20 protein-coding genes are annotated in these 16,499 nt (G+C 56.4%); 7 read left to right on the plus strand and 13 right to left on the minus strand.

The genetic code is table 11. The annotated features are described in order from the left end of the window. Positions 1 to 179: 179 nt before the first annotated feature. On the minus strand, positions 180 to 809 hold the full coding sequence (gene gmk / locus R3F50_06770; GenBank protein MEZ5490007.1) for a guanylate kinase: 630 nt from the start codon (positions 807 to 809) through the stop codon (positions 180 to 182). An 86-nt stretch (positions 810 to 895) separates the two neighbouring features. Next, positions 896 to 1,762, minus strand: a complete 867-nt coding sequence (locus R3F50_06775; protein ID MEZ5490008.1) for a YicC/YloC family endoribonuclease — start codon at positions 1,760 to 1,762, stop codon at positions 896 to 898. Between the two features lie 170 nt (positions 1,763 to 1,932). Between R3F50_06775 and rph the strand changes: the two genes are divergently transcribed. Both rph and pyrE read left to right on the plus strand, forming a co-directional pair. Further along, entirely contained in the window at positions 1,933 to 2,646 is a 714-nt protein-coding gene (gene rph / locus R3F50_06780) for a ribonuclease PH (protein ID MEZ5490009.1), read from the plus strand. A gap of 72 nt (positions 2,647 to 2,718) precedes the next feature. After that, the gene (gene pyrE, locus R3F50_06785) at positions 2,719 to 3,369 is read left to right on the plus strand and encodes an orotate phosphoribosyltransferase (protein MEZ5490010.1); all 651 of its coding nucleotides are present in this window, start codon (positions 2,719 to 2,721) and stop codon (positions 3,367 to 3,369) included. 26 nt (positions 3,370 to 3,395) lie between these two features. Here the strand turns inward: pyrE and slmA are convergent, their stop codons facing one another. The 4 genes from slmA to coaBC all read right to left on the minus strand — a co-directional run bounded on the left by slmA (position 3,396) and on the right by coaBC (position 7,704). After that, entirely contained in the window at positions 3,396 to 4,031 is a 636-nt protein-coding gene (gene slmA / locus R3F50_06790; GenBank protein ID MEZ5490011.1) for a nucleoid occlusion factor SlmA, read from the minus strand. A 35-nt stretch (positions 4,032 to 4,066) separates the two neighbouring features. Then, the gene (gene argB / locus R3F50_06795) at positions 4,067 to 4,963 is read right to left on the minus strand and encodes an acetylglutamate kinase (GenBank protein ID MEZ5490012.1); all 897 of its coding nucleotides are present in this window, start codon (positions 4,961 to 4,963) and stop codon (positions 4,067 to 4,069) included. 65 nt (positions 4,964 to 5,028) lie between these two features. Next, complete coding sequence (locus R3F50_06800; GenBank protein MEZ5490013.1) at positions 5,029 to 6,441, minus strand: phosphomannomutase/phosphoglucomutase; 1,413 nt, start codon at positions 6,439 to 6,441, stop codon at positions 5,029 to 5,031. 33 nt (positions 6,442 to 6,474) lie between these two features. Then, positions 6,475 to 7,704: a bifunctional phosphopantothenoylcysteine decarboxylase/phosphopantothenate--cysteine ligase CoaBC gene (gene coaBC, locus R3F50_06805; protein ID MEZ5490014.1), complete on the minus strand. Its 1,230-nt coding sequence runs from the start codon at positions 7,702 to 7,704 to the stop codon at positions 6,475 to 6,477. A gap of 204 nt (positions 7,705 to 7,908) precedes the next feature. Between coaBC and radC the strand changes: the two genes are divergently transcribed. The 3 genes from radC to rpmG all read left to right on the plus strand — a co-directional run bounded on the left by radC (position 7,909) and on the right by rpmG (position 9,222). Then, a complete protein-coding gene (gene radC, locus R3F50_06810; protein MEZ5490015.1) occupies positions 7,909 to 8,583 on the plus strand; it encodes a DNA repair protein RadC in 675 nt (224 codons plus the stop codon). A 213-nt stretch (positions 8,584 to 8,796) separates the two neighbouring features. Further along, positions 8,797 to 9,033, plus strand: a complete 237-nt coding sequence (gene rpmB, locus R3F50_06815) for a 50S ribosomal protein L28 (GenBank protein ID MEZ5490016.1) — start codon at positions 8,797 to 8,799, stop codon at positions 9,031 to 9,033. A gap of 33 nt (positions 9,034 to 9,066) precedes the next feature. Then, positions 9,067 to 9,222 (plus strand): 50S ribosomal protein L33, encoded by a 156-nt coding sequence (gene rpmG, locus R3F50_06820; GenBank protein ID MEZ5490017.1) that lies wholly within the window; start codon positions 9,067 to 9,069, stop codon positions 9,220 to 9,222. Between the two features lie 137 nt (positions 9,223 to 9,359). Here rpmG and R3F50_06825 read toward each other — a convergent pair whose 3' ends face one another. From R3F50_06825 to cmoA, 3 genes are all read right to left on the minus strand, one after another. Continuing rightward, complete coding sequence (locus R3F50_06825; protein ID MEZ5490018.1) at positions 9,360 to 10,328, minus strand: helix-turn-helix domain-containing protein; 969 nt, start codon at positions 10,326 to 10,328, stop codon at positions 9,360 to 9,362. Positions 10,329 to 10,735: 407 nt separating this feature from the next. Continuing rightward, the gene (cmoB, locus tag R3F50_06830) at positions 10,736 to 11,689 is read right to left on the minus strand and encodes a tRNA 5-methoxyuridine(34)/uridine 5-oxyacetic acid(34) synthase CmoB (protein ID MEZ5490019.1); all 954 of its coding nucleotides are present in this window, start codon (positions 11,687 to 11,689) and stop codon (positions 10,736 to 10,738) included. Between the two features lie 23 nt (positions 11,690 to 11,712). Next, positions 11,713 to 12,444: a carboxy-S-adenosyl-L-methionine synthase CmoA gene (cmoA, locus tag R3F50_06835; GenBank protein ID MEZ5490020.1), complete on the minus strand. Its 732-nt coding sequence runs from the start codon at positions 12,442 to 12,444 to the stop codon at positions 11,713 to 11,715. 333 nt (positions 12,445 to 12,777) lie between these two features. Between cmoA and R3F50_06840 the strand changes: the two genes are divergently transcribed. Together R3F50_06840 and R3F50_06845 are read left to right on the plus strand one after the other, a co-directional pair. After that, complete coding sequence (locus tag R3F50_06840; GenBank protein ID MEZ5490021.1) at positions 12,778 to 13,362, plus strand: methyltransferase domain-containing protein; 585 nt, start codon at positions 12,778 to 12,780, stop codon at positions 13,360 to 13,362. A 1-nt stretch (position 13,363) separates the two neighbouring features. Next, positions 13,364 to 14,104, plus strand: a complete 741-nt coding sequence (locus tag R3F50_06845; GenBank protein ID MEZ5490022.1) for a SprT family zinc-dependent metalloprotease — start codon at positions 13,364 to 13,366, stop codon at positions 14,102 to 14,104. 9 nt (positions 14,105 to 14,113) lie between these two features. Here the strand turns inward: R3F50_06845 and trmB are convergent, their stop codons facing one another. The 4 genes from trmB to R3F50_06865 form a co-directional block, all read right to left on the minus strand. Further along, entirely contained in the window at positions 14,114 to 14,842 is a 729-nt protein-coding gene (trmB, locus tag R3F50_06850; GenBank protein ID MEZ5490023.1) for a tRNA (guanosine(46)-N7)-methyltransferase TrmB, read from the minus strand. A gap of 76 nt (positions 14,843 to 14,918) precedes the next feature. Next, entirely contained in the window at positions 14,919 to 15,710 is a 792-nt protein-coding gene (locus tag R3F50_06855; protein ID MEZ5490024.1) for a thiazole synthase, read from the minus strand. Positions 15,711 to 15,763: 53 nt separating this feature from the next. Then, positions 15,764 to 15,964 (minus strand): sulfur carrier protein ThiS, encoded by a 201-nt coding sequence (thiS, locus tag R3F50_06860; GenBank protein ID MEZ5490025.1) that lies wholly within the window; start codon positions 15,962 to 15,964, stop codon positions 15,764 to 15,766. Positions 15,965 to 15,975: 11 nt separating this feature from the next. After that, complete coding sequence (locus R3F50_06865) at positions 15,976 to 16,359, minus strand: DUF423 domain-containing protein (protein ID MEZ5490026.1); 384 nt, start codon at positions 16,357 to 16,359, stop codon at positions 15,976 to 15,978. Between the last annotated feature and the right edge of the window lie 140 nt (positions 16,360 to 16,499).

The following is a 16,499-nucleotide window of genomic DNA, read 5'->3' on the forward strand; positions in this document are numbered from 1 at the left end:
GTGTGCCCCGGGCCATTAAAGCAGTTGCACCCTGCTTTTCAATCGCTCGGGCAACAACGTCGTGCTGGTTCAAGGGCACTCTACTGAAAAGGACCGGGATTTTACTCAATTCTGCTCCTGGCCGCTATAAAAACCCTCGAATGTGCCAGCAGCAGCTGTTTAATCGACCAGCCAGCGGGCTAGTCTGGAGAATGGGACAGTTTCTGCAACAGCTCCGCCTGGTTATCCTGCTGATAGGCCAGGGTCAGTCGCTGGGAGCGTACGATGGCGCCCAGGTCGTCCAGTGCCGTGTCAAAATCCTTATTGACCACTACGTAATTGGCCTCAGCCACGTGTGAAATTTCATCCACTGCCTGGCGCATGCGCCGTTCGATGGTATCCGGGTCGTCCTGGGCGCGGCGGGTCAACCGTTCCCGCAAGGCTTCGACTGATGGCGGCAGGATGAAGATGGTGCAGGTGTCCGGCATGGCGTTACGCACCTGACTGGCTCCCTGCCAGTCGATCTCAAGGATTACATTCAGGCCGGCATCCAGGCGGTCCTGCACCCAGCGCTGGGAGGTGCCGTAATGGTGGCCGTACACTTCGGCGCTTTCAATAAACTCGCCCTGCCTCAGCATGGTAATGAACGTCTCTTTATCGACAAAATGGTAATTGACCCCATCCACTTCGCCGGGGCGGATTTCCCGGGTGGTGTGTGATACCGAGACGCACAGGTTCTGACTGCCCTCGGATTCAACCAGTGCTTTCACCAGGCTGGTTTTGCCGGCACCGGACGGCGCCATCACGATAAAAAGATTTCCTTTGGCCATAGTCAGTGTTCCTTTCTATTTTCACTGTCAGTCGCTGAAAGCCGGCCGGACGCAGAAAGTCCGGCGGTCATCGGCAGGTGACCGCGTTATTCGATATTCTGAATCTGTTCACGCATCTGTTCTATCAGTACTTTCAATTCCACCGCGCTGCGCGTGGTTTCCGCCACGATGGATTTCGACGACAGGGTGTTGGCCTCGCGGTTCAGTTCCTGCATGAGGAAATCCAGCCGCCGACCTTTCTGGCCACTGGCCTTGAGTACCCGGGAAACTTCCGTCACATGGGCGGCGAGCCGGTCCAGTTCTTCATCGACATCCGATTTCTGGGCGACCAGAACCAGCTCCTGTTCCAGCCTGTTGGGGTCCAGTTCCAGTTTGAGCTCCTCGAGCCGGGCAACGATATTGTCGCGCTGGCGCTGGAGAATGCCCGGCAACAGGCCCCGAACTTCAGCAATTATTTCTTCGATCGTTCGCAGCCGCTGCTCGATCAGCCTGCCCATTTCCAGGCCTTCCCGCTGACGGGTATCCAGCAGGTCTTCGATGGCCAGGCCAAACAACTGCATGGCCTGTTCTTCCAGTTCGGTGACGTCAGTTTCCTGTTCCTGGATAATTCCCGGCCAGCGCAAAATCTCTGCCACTGACAGGGAATCGGCATCGCTGGCAATCTGCTGGACTGTTTCGGACGCTTCACTGAGCTGCGCGATAAGTCCCAGATTGAGGTTTAACTGCTGCTGCTGTTGCTCGCTGGGTTGATACCGAAGCTGACACTCCACTTTGCCGCGGTTCAGCTTCTTGCGAATGGCTTCCCGTACCAGCGGCTCAAGGCTTCGCAAGGTGTCCGGCAGGCGGATGCTGATTTCCAGATAGCGGTGATTGACCGAGCGGATTTCCCAGGTCAGTGATCCCCAGCTCTCATCCTGCTGGCGTCGGGCAAAAGCCGTCATGCTGTAAATCATAGAAACCCTTCCCGGTAGCTAATCACAATAGTGGATTCTAGCGCAATCCGGCAGTAATGGGTCAGATGCCAGTCACACTCGAGATCGAATCCCGGGTCGCAAAGGCCTGGGATATCGGGGATAATCCCCGGCCAATCCGACCAACCCAAGAGAGATTTATGTCTGACACCGTGCGTCCCAGTGAACGCCAGCCCGAGCAGCTGCGAAATATCGTCCTGACCAGAAGGTTCACCAAACATGCCGAGGGCTCAGTCCTCGTCGAATTCGGGGATACCCGGGTAATCTGCACCGCCAGCGTTGAAACCTCGGTGCCACGGTTTCTGAAAGGATCGGGGCAGGGCTGGGTGACGGCCGAATACGGTATGTTGCCTCGCTCTACCAACAGTCGTATGGATCGTGAGGCGGCCCGGGGCGGTCAGTCCGGCCGCAGCCAGGAAATTCAGCGGCTGATCGGCAGATCACTGCGGGCCGCGGTTGATCTGGGGAAACTGGGCGAAAACACGATCAAGATCGATTGCGACGTGATTCAGGCAGATGGTGGCACCCGCACGGCATCCATTACCGGGGGCTGCGTGGCACTGGTTGATGCGCTCAGGCACATGCAGGTAAAAGGCCTGCTGAAAACGGACCCGTTGCGGCAGATGATTGCTTCGGTGTCAGTAGGTATCTTCAAAGGCACGCCGATTCTGGATCTGGATTACGCTGAAGATTCAAACGCAGAAACAGACATGAACGTGGTAATGACAGAGAGCGGTAACTTTATCGAAGTTCAGGGTACTGGCGAGGACGGCGATTTCACCCTGCAACAGCTGCAGGACATGATCGCGCTGGCCCAGCGCGGTATTGATGAACTGATCAGGAAACAAAAGGAAGTACTTCGCTAGGGAACTGCGGCCTCAGTTTTTGAGGGACTGCCCGAGACAATTTTGAGAACCAATTACGGAACCGGTACAGCGATGCAGAACTATCAGAAGAAGTTTATTGAATTTGTGATCGACAACGATATCCTGCGATTCGGTGAATTTACTCTGAAATCAGGACGTACCAGCCCCTATTTTTTCAATGCCGGGTCGTTTAATACCGGCGCCAAGCTCGCTTTTCTGGCACGCAGCTACGCCGCCGCGATCAGAGAGTCGGCGATGGATTTCGACGTCATGTTCGGCCCGGCCTACAAAGGCATTCCACTGGCCGCTGTAACTTCTGCGATTCTTGCCATCGAACATGATTTTGACCGGCCCTATTGTTTTAATCGTAAGGAAGCCAAGGACCATGGCGAGGGTGGTGTGATTGTCGGTGCCCACCTCAGGGGCCAGGTATTACTTATTGATGATGTGATCACCGCCGGGACAGCGGTGCGGGAAGCTGTTGAGATCATCAATGGAGAAGGTGCCGGCCTGGCCGGCATCGTGGTGGCAATGGATCGACAGGAGAGAGGGCGGGGAGAGCGCTCCACGATTCAGGAAATTGCCAGTACCTACAACGTACCGATTACCTGCATTATCAGTCTGCAGGACATTATCGATTACCTGGACGCCAGCGATAATCCGGCCTATCTCGAACACCTTGAAGCCATCGACCGATATCGGGAAGAGTACGGTGCGGTCTGATCCTGCGCGGCGGGACTGACAGCCAGCTAACCCGAAATCGTGGTCTGGGGGTGCAGACCCGGTATCGTCGCGGGCACCAGCAGATTGGTTTTCAGGTAAGCCCACTGAACATCCCAGTTCTCCAGCGGTGAGCGCCGGAATTCACTGCGCACGTATTCATTCATACGCCCCTCACACCAGGCCAGCAGCAGATTGGCGAGCGCCGCCGGCGATATACTGGCCCTCAGTCCCTCGCGGATCTGGGCTTCACGCAGGATCTGTTTCAGCTGGGATTCCAGGCGGTCATAGATCTGAGCCACCCGGGCCCGCAGGCGTTCGGTTTCCCCCGCCAGGGCATCCCCGGCAAGGATACGCGTAATACCCGGGTTCTTGTCGGCAAAGGTCAGTACCAGAAACAGAATCTGTTCGCAGCGCTGCTCGGCGGTACCTTCGTCACTGAGGATGCGGCTGAAGCGAGTAAACAGGGTGTCTTCGATAAATTTGATGAGCCCCTCGAACATCCGCGCCTTGCTGGGGAAATGACGGTAAAGAGCGGCTTCCGATACACCCACTTCCCGCGCCAGTGCGGCAGTGGTTATGCGCTCACCCGGCGAGGTTTCCAGCATGCGCGCCAGGGATTGCAGAATCTGTTCTTTTCTCGAAGTCTTAGGGGGTGTTGCCATAATTACTCTGTTCCAGCCCGTCAGTTGGTGAGGCTTTAATTATTGTTGGTGATAAGCGTGCCGACGCCCTCATCAGTGAAGATTTCCAGAAGAACCGCGTGCTCTACGCGCCCGTCAATGATATGGGCCCGTTTAACGCCACCCTTCACTGCATCCAGGGCGCACTGCACCTTGGGCAGCATGCCGCCATGGATGGTTTTGTCCGCAATCAGGCCGTCCACCTGTTCCGTGGTGAGGCCGGTGAGCACCTTGCCGTCCTTGTCCTGAACCCCGGCCACGTTGGTCAGCAGGATAAGTTTTTCGGCGTGCAGGACCTTGGCGATTTCACCGGCGACAGTGTCAGCGTTGATGTTGTAGCTGTTGCCCTCGCGGTCTGTGCCGATCGGGGCAATGACCGGGATGAAGTCACTGTTTTTCATGGCATCGATAATCTCGGTATTGATGGCAGTTACCCTGCCAACCTGGCCGATGTCGATACCCGCCTGGTCGCTGCCGGCATCGGATTTTCTCAGTAACAGCTTCTCGGCGGTGATCAGCCCGCCATCCTTGCCGGTTATGCCGATGGCCTTACCCTGGTGTCTTGATAACAGGCTGACGATCTCTTTGTTGACCAGGCCGCCCAGCACCATCTCCACCACATCCATGGTCCGCTTGTCGGTTACCCGCATGCCTTCGATAAAATTGGATTCAATTTCCAGCTTTTCCAGAAGCGAACCAATCTGGGGACCGCCACCGTGTACGACCACCGGGTTCATGCCGACCAGTTTCATCAATACGATATCGCGGGCGAAACTGTTTTTCAGGTTTTCGTCGACCATGGCGTTGCCGCCGTATTTCACGACGATGGTACGGTCGGTGTAGCGCTGAATATAAGGCAGGGCTTTGGTGAGCACCCTGGCGACGTTGTGGGCATTGTCCAGACTCAGTGACATAGCAAAAAAACCACTCGGATTTCAGAAGGGCATAAGGTAAGTAAACGTTTACTTTGATGCAAGCGCTAGAAGTTTATCACAAGAGATTGATCCACCCGGGCAAGCAGGTGGCGAAACTCGTCCTTGATTCTTTCCAGGGCGGCAGGCGAATCCGCCTCGAATCTCAAGAGCAGGGCGGGGCTGGTATTTGACGCCCTGACCAGTCCCCAGCCATCAGGGTAGTCTACCCGGATGCCGTCTATTTCGCTGATCCGGCCGTCTGGAAACCGGGCCTGGCTGCGCAATTGTTCGACCAGGCTGAACTTGCGCTGCTCTGGAACCGGCACGGGCAGCTCCGCCGTGGCGAAACGTTCCCCCAGGCTGGTCACCAGACTCGCCGTCGGGCCTGGGCTGGCAGCGAAAATCTCCAGCAGACGGGCTGCTGTGTACATGCCGTCATCGTATCCGAACCAGCGATCCTTGATAAAAATATGGGCCGAGTATTCGCCGCCCAGCGGTGCATTGGTCTCCTGCATCTTCTGTTTCATGAAGGAATGGCCGCTTTTATGCATGACCGGTATACCCCCGCAGGCTTCGATCAGACCGGCAAGCCGGCTGCTGCACTTCACATCGAAGATGACCGGTTCACCCGGGTGATGGGGCACGATATGGCTGATCAGGGTGGCCAGCAACAGGTCGGTGTCGATGATTTCTCCGTCACTGGTCACCACACCAAGCCGGTCGCCGTCTCCGTCAAATGCCAGGCCGAGGTCTGCCTGTTGAGCAAGTACCTGTTTCCGCAACTCGGCCAGGTTGTTGGCAATGGTGGGGTCAGGATCATGGTTGGGAAAATTGCCATCCAGCTCGCAATACAACGGAATTACCTCGCAGCCCAGCGCAGAGAATAACGCCGGGGCGATGATGCTGGTCACGGCATTGGCACAATCCACCACGAGCTTCAGTTTGCGCTTTATCTGCAGGTGATCACACAGGTAGGCGATATAGTCTGGTTTGATATCCAGCGCCTGGTACCGGCCCTGTCCGTGGCGCAGCAGTCCCGCTTCGATGCGCTGGCGGATGCGTTGGATCTGATTGTCGGCCAGACAGGCGCGCCGGAATACGATCTTGATACCGTTATAGGCAGCCGGGTTGTGACTGGCGGTCAACATGACGCCGGAAGTCCAGTTGGTGGTGTGATTGCCGAAGTAGACCAGCGGTGTGGGCACCAGATCCAGATCCACCACATTGCAGCCGCTGGCCCGGATCCCGGCAATCAGGTGTTTAGACAGACTCGGGCTTGAGAGACGGCCATCGCGCCCTGCCAGCAGTGTGTGAATGCCCGCATCCAGTGCCTCGCTGCCGATGGCGTGGCCAATGACGCGGATACTCTGTTCATCCAGCTGGTCGTCGTAGATTCCGCGTATGTCGTAAGCCCGAAAGATTTCCGCGGTGACCGGTTGGCCGGAAGTGGACACGCCCAGGTCCCCATTCGCTGGCATTCAATACTCCCTGATAGAACCACTGATTACTGTCTAACGCACTTGCCTGGCGGCAGGCTGATCGGTGGATCCCTTGCTCTGCGGAGCGCGCTCCGCTATCAACTTCAGCATCTGTCGGGCGACCTGGTGTTTGTTGCCTGGTCCCATATCGCTCTGACCCTCGGCAAAGATCGCCGTCGCCGCGACAGAATCCCTGTTGAATGTATCGGTCGCCTGGTTGGCAAACAACAGGTCCAGTTTCTTGTTCTGTAACTTGGCGCGGCCGTTCTCGACGACATTACTGGTCTCCGCCGCGAAGCCGACCGTGAAAGGCCGGTCCGGCAGGGACGCTACGGCGCTGATAATGTCGGGATTCTTAACCAGTCTGAGTTCCATGGTCCCGGCGTTTTTCTTGATTTTCTCCCCGCTCACCTGCTCAGGGCGATAGTCTGCCACCGCGGCTACACCGATAAAGATATCCGCCTGCTGAATACGGGTCAGACAGGCTTCAAGCATCTCGTTGGCGGACTGTACGTCTATACGTTCGACCCGGTCTGGACAGGGCAGGCAGGTGGGACCGCTGACCAGCATTACCCGGGCACCGGCTGCAGCAGCCTCTGCGGCAAGGGCATAGCCCATCTTGCCGGAGCTGTGATTGCTGATAAAACGCACCGGGTCGATCGCTTCCCGGGTTGGCCCCGCCGTGATCAGCAGCTTTCTGCCACTCAGCAGGCCAGGCTTGAACAGTGACGCACAGGCTTCCAGCAACTGCTCCGGTTCCAGCAGCCGGCCCGGTCCCACATCGCCACAGGCCTGCTCCCCCTCTGCCGGACCGAACAGATAAACGCCCCGTTGTCGCAACAGGGCGATGTTGGCGCCAGTGCCTGCGTCCGCCCACATCGCCTGATTCATAGCCGGTGCCACTGCCAACGGGGCCGTGCAGGCCAGTATCAGGGTTGTCAACAGATCGTCAGCGCGACCAGTGGCCAGACGGGAGATAAAATCGGCGCTGGCCGGGGCGACCAGGACCAGGTCAGCCCAGCGAGCCAGTTCGATGTGGCCCATGGAGGCCTCTGCCTCAGGATCCAACAGGTCCAGATGGACCCGGTTACCGGATAGTGCCTGCATGGTCAGCGGGGTCACGAACTCCGTTGCCGCCCTGGTCATAACCACTTGCACCGTGGCGCCGGCTTTTATCAACAGCCTGGTCAGTTCGGCACACTTGTAGGCGGCAATACCACCGGTTATCCCTAACAGAATGCGTTTGTTGGATAGGCTTTGCATGGTGGCTTGAGGCGGGGCCTGAATTCCTGAATTGGTGAGCAGGCCGGAAAGCCTATCAGCAAGTCCGGGGCTTGGCAATTTGCCCGGCAGCCCTGTCGGCAGGACAGTTGAAAGGAGCCGGTTGAGAGTAGAAGCCTGCGCAATAGTGGCACTTTTCCGCCGCCGGTCTATGCTTGAATTGCCGCAAATGGAGGAAAAACCGAAATGGCAATATCTGAGTGGCCCGCCCAGGAGCGGCCCAGAGAGCGACTGATCGCCAATGGCCCAGGCAGTCTCAGCGATGCCGAATTACTTGCCGTTTGCCTGCGTTCCGGCTCAAGAGGCCGGACGGCGCTGGATCTGGCCAGAATTTTATTGACCCAAACGGGCAGTCTGACCCGGCTGTTCGCCCACGAGCTCGCCGAATTCTGCAGCCTGGACGGGTTGGGTCCCGAAAAGTATGCCGTGCTGCAGGCGGCGTTGGAGCTGAGTCGGCGGCAGATGCTGGAAAACCTGCCACAGGGTGAACTGCTCTCGAGTTCCAAATCCACCAGGGACTACCTGAGGGCCCGGTTCAAGTCCCATAAACGGGAAAGCTTCTGTTGTATCTTTCTGAATAATCAGCATTATATTGTCAAAGTCGAGGAGATGTTCAGCGGCACTATCGACGGCGCAGCGGTGTATCCGCGGGAAGTCGTCAAGCAGTGTCTGCATCATAATGCGGCTGCGGTGATCTTTGCCCATAATCACCCCTCGGGAATCGCCGAACCCAGCCAGGCTGATATTGCTATTACCCGAAAGCTCCAGAGTGCCCTGGGGACCATAGATGTCAGGGTTCTGGACCATTTTGTCGTCGGTGACCCGGAAGTCGTATCGTTTGCCGAACGCGGATTACTGTAAGTCTATTATTGCTAAGGCATCGGGATTCTGGTATAAAACGCAGCTCTTTTTTGGCCAGGTCCGGCAAAACCCGAATTTTTGCAACACACGGGGTCCGACTGTGACGTCAGGGCAGGTAATACTGACAATGAAGTGGTCATTCTAGTAAAGACTTTAGTCAAGACACGGTAAACAGTGCCGTGGTCAAGAAACGTCAAGAATCGAGGGTAGTTCATGTCCAGGGTATGCATGGTAACTGGCAAGAAACCGGTCACCGGTAACAATGTTTCTCACGCCAACCGAAGAACGCGGCGGCGTTTTTGTCCCAATCTCCATACCCATCGTTTCTGGGTAGAGTCAGAGAAGCGCTTTGTCAAACTGCGCGTATCCAGCAAGGGTATGCGTATTATCGACAAGCAGGGGATCGACACCGTGCTGGCCAGTCTGCGCGATAAGGGTGTGCGGGTTTAAACCAATCTTCAGGAAATTAACAGGTAACTTGCGATGCGTGACAAGATTAAGCTGGTTTCAAGCGCTGGAACAGGGCATTACTACACCACCGATAAAAACAAGCGGAACATGCCGGATAAGATGGAAATCAAGAAATACGACCCGGTTGTTCGCAAGCACGTGATCTACAAGGAATCCAAGATCAAGTAACGGTTTCGGGTTGCCAGAAAAAGCCGGAATCCCGACGGGAATTCCGGCTTTTTAGTGCCTGCTTTTTAACCGCAGGCGATCGGCCTCTGGCTTAACCGCAGGCGATCGGCCTCTGGCGCTCTGTATTCCGCCCGCCGTTACTTGCCTTTGGCCAGTCGTTTGGCCAGCCGCTCCGCAGAGGCTTTTAACTTCGGGTCCGCGTCAAACTCTTTCTTGAGTTTACCCACGGTGGTGGAAACCGTACCGTAACGCTTCAATTTGAACAGCCTTGCGATAGACTGCAACGTGACGGCGGAGAGCTCCTGACACAGGTACATCGCTACCCAGCGCGGTACATTCTTGGAACCGGGGCCTCGGGCAGCCTTGTAAATACTCTCCTCGGAAACTTTGAACTGCTTTGCCACCTCGCTAACGATATCTTTGCAGGATGGCCGCCATTTTGCGTGAGCGCCCCGGGAAACACCCCGAACCTTGGTGGTTGAGCGCTTCCTTTGGGCCTGTTTCCTGAATTTCTCATCGCCCATAACAGAAGCGAGGTTCTTTTTACCGTAAAACCTTGCCATCTCGTCATCGACGCCTTCGGCAACATACGCGCCATAGGCAGCGCGGCGCTTGGCGGCCGCTACCGGTAACTGGCGCAGGGCGTTATCACGCACCAGCCAGGCGGGGGGGAGCTCTTTGCCAACGTAAGCAGCGTAGCTGGACCATTGATAGGACTTTATGTCACCGGAGCGCACCAGGGAATGAACGTAGCGGGTCAGGGGCAGAAGAAATTTATCTTCCTGCACCAGCACGGCCTTGTAGCGCCCCTTGAACAGGGATCCCTCGGCCTTTTTCAACCGCTGATACTGCTGTGTGTACAGGCCATCAACCTGGCGCATGAAGCGGGACAGATTGGCTTCCGGGGTCTTGATGACCAGATGATACTGATCACGAAGCAGGCAATAAGCCAGTACCTGCACATTGAGCCGCGAGCAGGTTTCTTCCAGTCCGGACAGGAACGCCTCGAAATATCGATCGGAGGGGAAAACGCGTTGTTTGTCGAGACCGTAATTCGATACGTGGTAAACAGCGTCGGGATATTCTATTCGTAGTGGTCTGGCCATTGTGAGGTACCTGTACTCTTTCGTTATTGTTGTTTTTATCGTTTCGGCGGTAACCGGGAAGTCTGGGCCTGGGGGTTCGATCTAATTGTTATACGGGTGACTGCTTAATCGCCAAGCATGGGGCTTTTCCACCAGGTGTTCTGCGTGGTCGGAGCCTCGAATTCCCCCTGTGACTCCCAAAAACCCTACACATAATCTTAAACAGGTTACAGTTGACCCCCTGCACTCCTTAACATAGTTATCGTAATTAGGGTTACAGGTCAACACAACAATGGCGGTTTGCAGGAATAAATCGCGTTGGAAAAATATAGATCAATAAATCAGCTGATTCAACGGCTGGAATTACACTTTTATACTTTTTGTTCCAGACCCTGATCGTGCAAATAGCAGCGCTGTTTGACAAGCAGCTAAGGCGCGACCCTGCCAACCATGATCGCGCGCCTGGGCGCCGGGAGGCCCTCTACGGTGCGGGATGAATCGGACCGGTCAAGCCCGTCGGCCAGGGACTGAAAGGGCATCCATGAGGTACTGCGCTGTTCGGCCTCCGAGGTTGTAGTCAGATCCACCAGCCGGACATCAGTGAATCCGCAACGCAGCATCCAGCGTTGCAGGGTGGGTACGCTGGGGATGAACCAGACGTTGGACATTCGCGCATAGCGGCTGGCGGGAGTCAGGCTGTACCCCTCTTCACCTTCCACCACCAGGGTCTCCAGTACCACCTGGCCTCCCGGTTTTACACAGTTCTTCAGCAGCAGCAGGTGGTCGATTGGCGATCTGACATGGTAGATGACACCCATGGAAAGAACTGTGTCATAAAACCGGAACGGCCCGGGGTAGTGTTCCAGGCGCAGCGGCAACAGGTGACAGGGGAGGCCAGCCAGGTATTTTCTGACGGCTAGAAACTGCATCACATACAGTAGATAAGGTTCCAGGCCAATCACCAGATCGGCTCCCTCTCCCAGCGCACGCCAGCAGTGATAGCCGTTACCGCAACCGACGTCCAGCACCCGCTTTCCCGCCAGCGGATCCAGATGGGGGACCAGCCGTTCCCACTTCATGCCGGAATCCCACTCGGTGTCCAGCGACACACCAAACAGGTCAAACGGTCCCTTGCGCCAGGGAATAAATTTTCTTAGCTGGGTTTCAAGCGTTTCGATCTGCTCTGCCGTGACACCTGCAAGCCCTGCGCTGACCCCGTTCTTCAGTTCGATATGGGTGGGTCGAAGGTCCGGCAGACTTTCGATGACCGCCAGCCAGTCCTGAAGGTCTCCATGGTTCAGTGTGTCGATATAGGCGGGATCGGTGATCGCGCGGAGTTCGGCTAACGGTGAATCGCTGCCAGCCTCATGCAGCGCTGCCAGCCCGAAAGGATCCTTTGGAGGGTTCACTTGATGGCTACCAGCGAGGCGAAATTGAAACACTGAAACCACACATCCACGGTCTGGAAACCGGCAGCCAGGGCGCGTTCCTTGTGGGTTGTGATTGCCTCGGGGATCAGGACATTTTCCAGGGCTGAGCGCTTTTTGCTGATTTCAAGGTCCGAGTAGCCCATGCGCTGCTTGAAACTGTGGTAGGCGTCAATGAACAACTGATCGAGTGTGGAATTCGGAAACCGTATCTTTTCTGACAGTATCAGAATCCCTCCCGGCAACATGCCACGGTAGATTCTTTCGATCAGTGCGGCCCGCTCTTCCAGTGCGATGAACTGCAAAGTAAAGTTCAGAACCACCACGGAAGCAGCAGAGATCTCCGTCTCCAGGATATCGGCGCATCGCAGGTCAACAGCAGTCTGACTGCCATTCATGCGTTGCAGATTCATTCGGCAGCGCTCCACCATGGCCGGTGAATTGTCGACAGCAATCAACCGGAAATCCTGATGGGGAACCTGACTGTGAATTGCCAGGGTTGCCGCGCCCAGTGAGCAGCCAAGATCATAGACATTGGAATCCGGTTGACAATATTGTCTGGCTAACAGGCCGATCATGGAGACAATCGTGGCGTAGCCGGGCACTGAGCGGTTTATCATATCTTCAAAAACGTCTGCCACCTTGGCATCGAAAACAAAGCTGGTCGGCGCCGCATCGGAGGCAAACAGGGTATCTTTTTTGGAGCTCAATGTCGGTCGCCCGGATTATTGTGCGTGGCAGTGATAAACGCAGCTTGTCCAATCCTGCGAGATAAACTATTTTAAGGAACCTGATTAATTACCACAATGCTCTGGTCTTTTGACAAGTCCACTGACAGGGCGCATTGCCACCGGCATGCCTGGGCCTGCCAGGGCAGTGCGACGCACCCAGCAGGTTGGTCTGAAGGCCTCGCAGGGCGTTGTGGTAATTAATCACGTTTCTTAACCCAACCCAAAGGTAAGCGCCTGGCCCGGTGCCACCACTGGATTAAATCCGCTCCGGGTCGCGGTCGGTTGCAACCGCGCAGCACATGCCGGGGTGTCATGTCAGAAATTTCTTGTTCCCGGGTTTCAATGGCAGCAGAGCACTCAGTTCCCGCCAGACTGGTCAAACAGTACCTGCCAGAAATCCGTGCAGTGGTGCGGAACCATGGCGTACTGGATCTCGCCTGCGGTTCCGGGCGCAATGGTTTGTTTCTTGCCGGGCATAATATTCCAGTCTGCTTTGCCGACATAGAGCCGTCAGCTCTGGAAAAAGTTGCTGCCAGGCTGGGCGCTTCGGACAGGTCGGCGAAGCTGTGGCAAGTTGATTTTGAGGAGCCTGACAGTCGGCCCCTGGCTGGTAAAAAATTTGACGCAATCCTGGTGTTCAATTACCTGCATCGTCCGCTGATTCCGGCTCTCAGAGAGTGCCTGGTGGAAGGTGGGTTGTTGCTTTATGAGACATTCACCGTGGCGCAGGCAAACGTGGGTCGCCCTCGGAACCCGACGTTTCTTCTGCAGCCTGCCGAGCTGAGAGAGTGGTTCCGGGACTGGGAAATTTTACTGGATGTCGAAGGGTTTGAGGCGTCACCGCCCCGGCACTTTGCAAGCCTGGTGGCACGCAAGCCGGCCGGACAGGTTCCTTAACATGGGGTGGAAGAATATGACAGTGAAGGTGATTCCTCTCAATTTTGGTGATCGGTCCAGTCGTCTTAAGCACATCGATTGTGAGATCAGCCGCTCGTCACGAAAAAGTCTTGCTATCTATATTCGGCACCGCAAGGTGGAGGTTCGCAGTCCGTTGTGGACCAGCCGGCGGCAGATTCTGAAATTCCTGGAGTCAAACCAGGCATGGATCGAACAGAAGTTGCGTGAAGAGTCCCGCCGCTATCGGGAGTCGCTGCGGATTGAACACGGACGAAAAATCTTCTACCGGGCCAGGGAACGGCGCATTGTCTTTGCAGACTCTCCGCGCCAGCGCATCGTCATCAGCAGAGACGAATTCATCATTCAGGGTCCCGGGCTGACGCCGGCCAGCGCCAGAGAGCAGGTGGAGAATTATCTGCAGGAAAAAGCCAGCAGATACCTGCCCGACCGCGCCAGGGCACTGGCTGGCTACCTGCGCGTCAGCCGACGGCTTAAAGAGATCAAATTGCGCAAGACCAAGACCAAGTGGGGTCACTGCACATCCTCCGGTGTCGTGCAGTTTAACTGGCTGATTATGCTGGCGCCCAACTCGATTATTGACTACATGATTGCCCATGAGATCTGCCATCTGGTGCATATGAACCATTCGGCAGAGTTCTGGGCACTGGTGGAGTCGGTATGCCCCGATTACCAGTATTACCGGGAGTGGCTGCAGGCTCACGAGCATCGTCTGTGGCTGTAGCCCCGCTGATTAGTCCGGGCGGCGGGTGAAGTGAAGATCCCAGACGCCGTGGCCAAGTTTCCTGCCACGCTGTTCAAACTTTGTCGTCGGCCGGTCACCCGGTGTGGCAAAGTTTCCCGGGCCGGCGCTGTTGATCAGAGCCTGATTGGCTTCCAGCACTTCCAGCATCTGCTCGGCATAGGGCTCCCAGTCCGTGGCCAGATGCAGCTTCCCCCCGGCTTTCAACCGGCTGACCAGCAGTTCCACGAAACCCGCCTGGATGAGACGTCGCTTGTTATGCCGTTTCTTGTGCCAGGGGTCGGGGAAAAATATCTGGATGCCGTCCAGGCTTTGATTGACAAAACAGCGCTCGATAACCTCACGGGCGTCATGGTTGATGACCCGGATATTGGCAATGTCGTCACTGGCTATACCCAGCAGCAGCTTACCGATGCCGGGTTTGTGCACTTCGATCCCCAGGAAGTTCCTCTCCGGATGGTTTTTTGCCATGGCCAGCAAAGAGTCTCCCATGCCAAAACCGATCTCTACGATCACTGGGTGGGCATTGCCGAACAGAGATTCCTTATCCAGAGGTTCGGGCCTGAAGTCCACCACGTAGTCGGCTGAGAGTGTTTCCAGGGCTTTCTGCTGCGAGGTGGTCAGACGACCGCCGCGGATGACGTAACTCCTGATCGGGCGCCTGTCCGAACCGGAAGGCAGACTGCCGGTCAGGTCGTTGTCGCATTCTGATGTGCTCATGTCGGGAATAACTCTAGCGTCGCTGAAAGTGAATGGACCGAGTGCTGGAGATTTGCCTGGAACGGGTGGCTGAAAGCTAAAAGAAGGTGCCATCAATCGGAGACGAGGCGCTGGCATAAAGACGTCGCGGCATCCTGCCGGCCAGGAAAGCTTCCCGTCCCGATTGCACAGCCTTGTTCATTGCCGATGCCATCAGGATCGGGTCACCGGCTTCGGCAATGGCGGTATTCATCAGCACACCGTCGCAGCCCAGCTCCATGGCAATGGCAGCGTCGGATGCAGTTCCCACTCCCGCATCCACGATGATGGGAACCGAGGCGTTTTCCAGAATCATGCGGATGTTGTAAGGATTGCGGATGCCAAGACCAGACCCGATGGGGGCCCCCAGAGGCATGACAGCAACGCAGCCGATCTCCTCCAGGCGTTTCGCCACCAGAGGGTCGTCACTGGTGTAAACCATGACATCGAAGCCGTCTGCCACCAGCTGTTCGGCCGCGGCCAGAGTTTCGGTTACATTGGGATACAGCGTTTTCTGGTCACCCAGCACTTCCAGCTTCACCAGCCTGTGACCGTCCAGTAACTCACGCGCCATGCGGCAGGTACGGACTGCGTCATCGGCGTTATAGCAACCGGCGGTATTTGGCAGAATGGTGTAGTCCCGGGGCGAGATTACTTCCAGCAGGCTGGGTTCACCGGCATGCTGGCCCAGGTTTACGCGTCGGATCGCCACCGTGATGATTTCCGCACCGCTGGTTTTCAGCGCCGCCAGGTTTTCATCGAAGTCTTTATACTTGCCGCTGCCAATGATAAGGCGTGATTGATAAGTCACGCCGGCTATTGTCAGTGGAGTGTCCTGTTTTTGAGTCATAGTGAGAAAAGTGTCTGATCTGTGAGAGAAGAAATGCAGAGCGGCCAGTGTGATCAGCCGCCGCCGATAGCCTGCACGATTTCAACCTGGTCGCCATTTTTCAGGTGGGTTGATTCATATTGGCTGCGTGGCACGATGTCGCGATTGACTTCAACCGCCACCCGGGAGTCCTGCAGTGAGAGTGTTTTAATCAGTGCCGCCAGGCTGCTTGCTTCCGGGAGGCTGACAGTTTTTCCGTTAACCAGTACTTCCATGGCGGAGCCCATCAGGAGGCAAGAGGTTCCGACAGGGCAAACCACGCCAGCGCCGCCCAGCCTGCCAGGAATGCCACGCCGCCGATGGGAGTGATAGCGCCTAGCCAGCGTATTCCGCTCAGCGCGAGGATATAGAGGCTGCCGGAGAAGATCAGAGTACCCGCCAGGAACAGAAACCCGCTGTATCGAAGCAACGTTGCCCCCGGGTAGTGGAGGCTCAACACGCCGACACCGAACAGGGCCAGAGTGTGGTACATGTGGTATTGAACGCCGGTCTGGAAGGTTGCAAGCATCTGCTCCGACAGGCGTGCACTGAGGCCATGGGCAGCGAAAGCACCTAAAGCGACAGAGAGGAAACCGTTGGCCGCGGCGAGAAAAAGGAAAAGTTTTGGCATGAGGTGGATTGTGGCTGTTAGGGCAAGGCAAATCAAGCTGCCCGGGTCAGTGGTGCAGCCTGCATAGAAAGTCACGGAGTCAGACCAGAAGCGACACCATCAAAAAAGGCCACCTTTGCCGGCGGCCTTTCAGGTCGTCT

It is taken from the genome of Gammaproteobacteria bacterium (assembly GCA_041395725.1).
Lineage (GTDB): Bacteria > Pseudomonadota > Gammaproteobacteria > Pseudomonadales > Pseudohongiellaceae > NORP240.

Coding starts and splice junctions, on each gene's coding strand:
- gmk (MEZ5490007.1), bottom strand. CDS start 809: ATGGCCAAAGGAAATCTTTTTATCGTGATGGCGCCGTCCGGTGCCGGC.
- R3F50_06775 (MEZ5490008.1), bottom strand. CDS start 1,762: ATGATTTACAGCATGACGGCTTTTGCCCGACGCCAGCAGGATGAGAGC.
- pyrE (MEZ5490010.1), top strand. CDS start 2,719: ATGCAGAACTATCAGAAGAAGTTTATTGAATTTGTGATCGACAACGAT.
- slmA (MEZ5490011.1), bottom strand. CDS start 4,031: ATGGCAACACCCCCTAAGACTTCGAGAAAAGAACAGATTCTGCAATCC.
- argB (MEZ5490012.1), bottom strand. CDS start 4,963: ATGTCACTGAGTCTGGACAATGCCCACAACGTCGCCAGGGTGCTCACC.
- R3F50_06800 (MEZ5490013.1), bottom strand. CDS start 6,441: ATGCCAGCGAATGGGGACCTGGGCGTGTCCACTTCCGGCCAACCGGTC.
- coaBC (MEZ5490014.1), bottom strand. CDS start 7,704: ATGCAAAGCCTATCCAACAAACGCATTCTGTTAGGGATAACCGGTGGT.
- radC (MEZ5490015.1), top strand. CDS start 7,909: ATGGCAATATCTGAGTGGCCCGCCCAGGAGCGGCCCAGAGAGCGACTG.
- rpmB (MEZ5490016.1), top strand. CDS start 8,797: ATGTCCAGGGTATGCATGGTAACTGGCAAGAAACCGGTCACCGGTAAC.
- rpmG (MEZ5490017.1), top strand. CDS start 9,067: ATGCGTGACAAGATTAAGCTGGTTTCAAGCGCTGGAACAGGGCATTAC.
- R3F50_06825 (MEZ5490018.1), bottom strand. CDS start 10,328: ATGGCCAGACCACTACGAATAGAATATCCCGACGCTGTTTACCACGTA.
- R3F50_06840 (MEZ5490021.1), top strand. CDS start 12,778: ATGTCAGAAATTTCTTGTTCCCGGGTTTCAATGGCAGCAGAGCACTCA.
- R3F50_06845 (MEZ5490022.1), top strand. CDS start 13,364: ATGGGGTGGAAGAATATGACAGTGAAGGTGATTCCTCTCAATTTTGGT.
- trmB (MEZ5490023.1), bottom strand. CDS start 14,842: ATGAGCACATCAGAATGCGACAACGACCTGACCGGCAGTCTGCCTTCC.
- R3F50_06855 (MEZ5490024.1), bottom strand. CDS start 15,710: ATGACTCAAAAACAGGACACTCCACTGACAATAGCCGGCGTGACTTAT.
- thiS (MEZ5490025.1), bottom strand. CDS start 15,964: ATGGAAGTACTGGTTAACGGAAAAACTGTCAGCCTCCCGGAAGCAAGC.
- R3F50_06865 (MEZ5490026.1), bottom strand. CDS start 16,359: ATGCCAAAACTTTTCCTTTTTCTCGCCGCGGCCAACGGTTTCCTCTCT.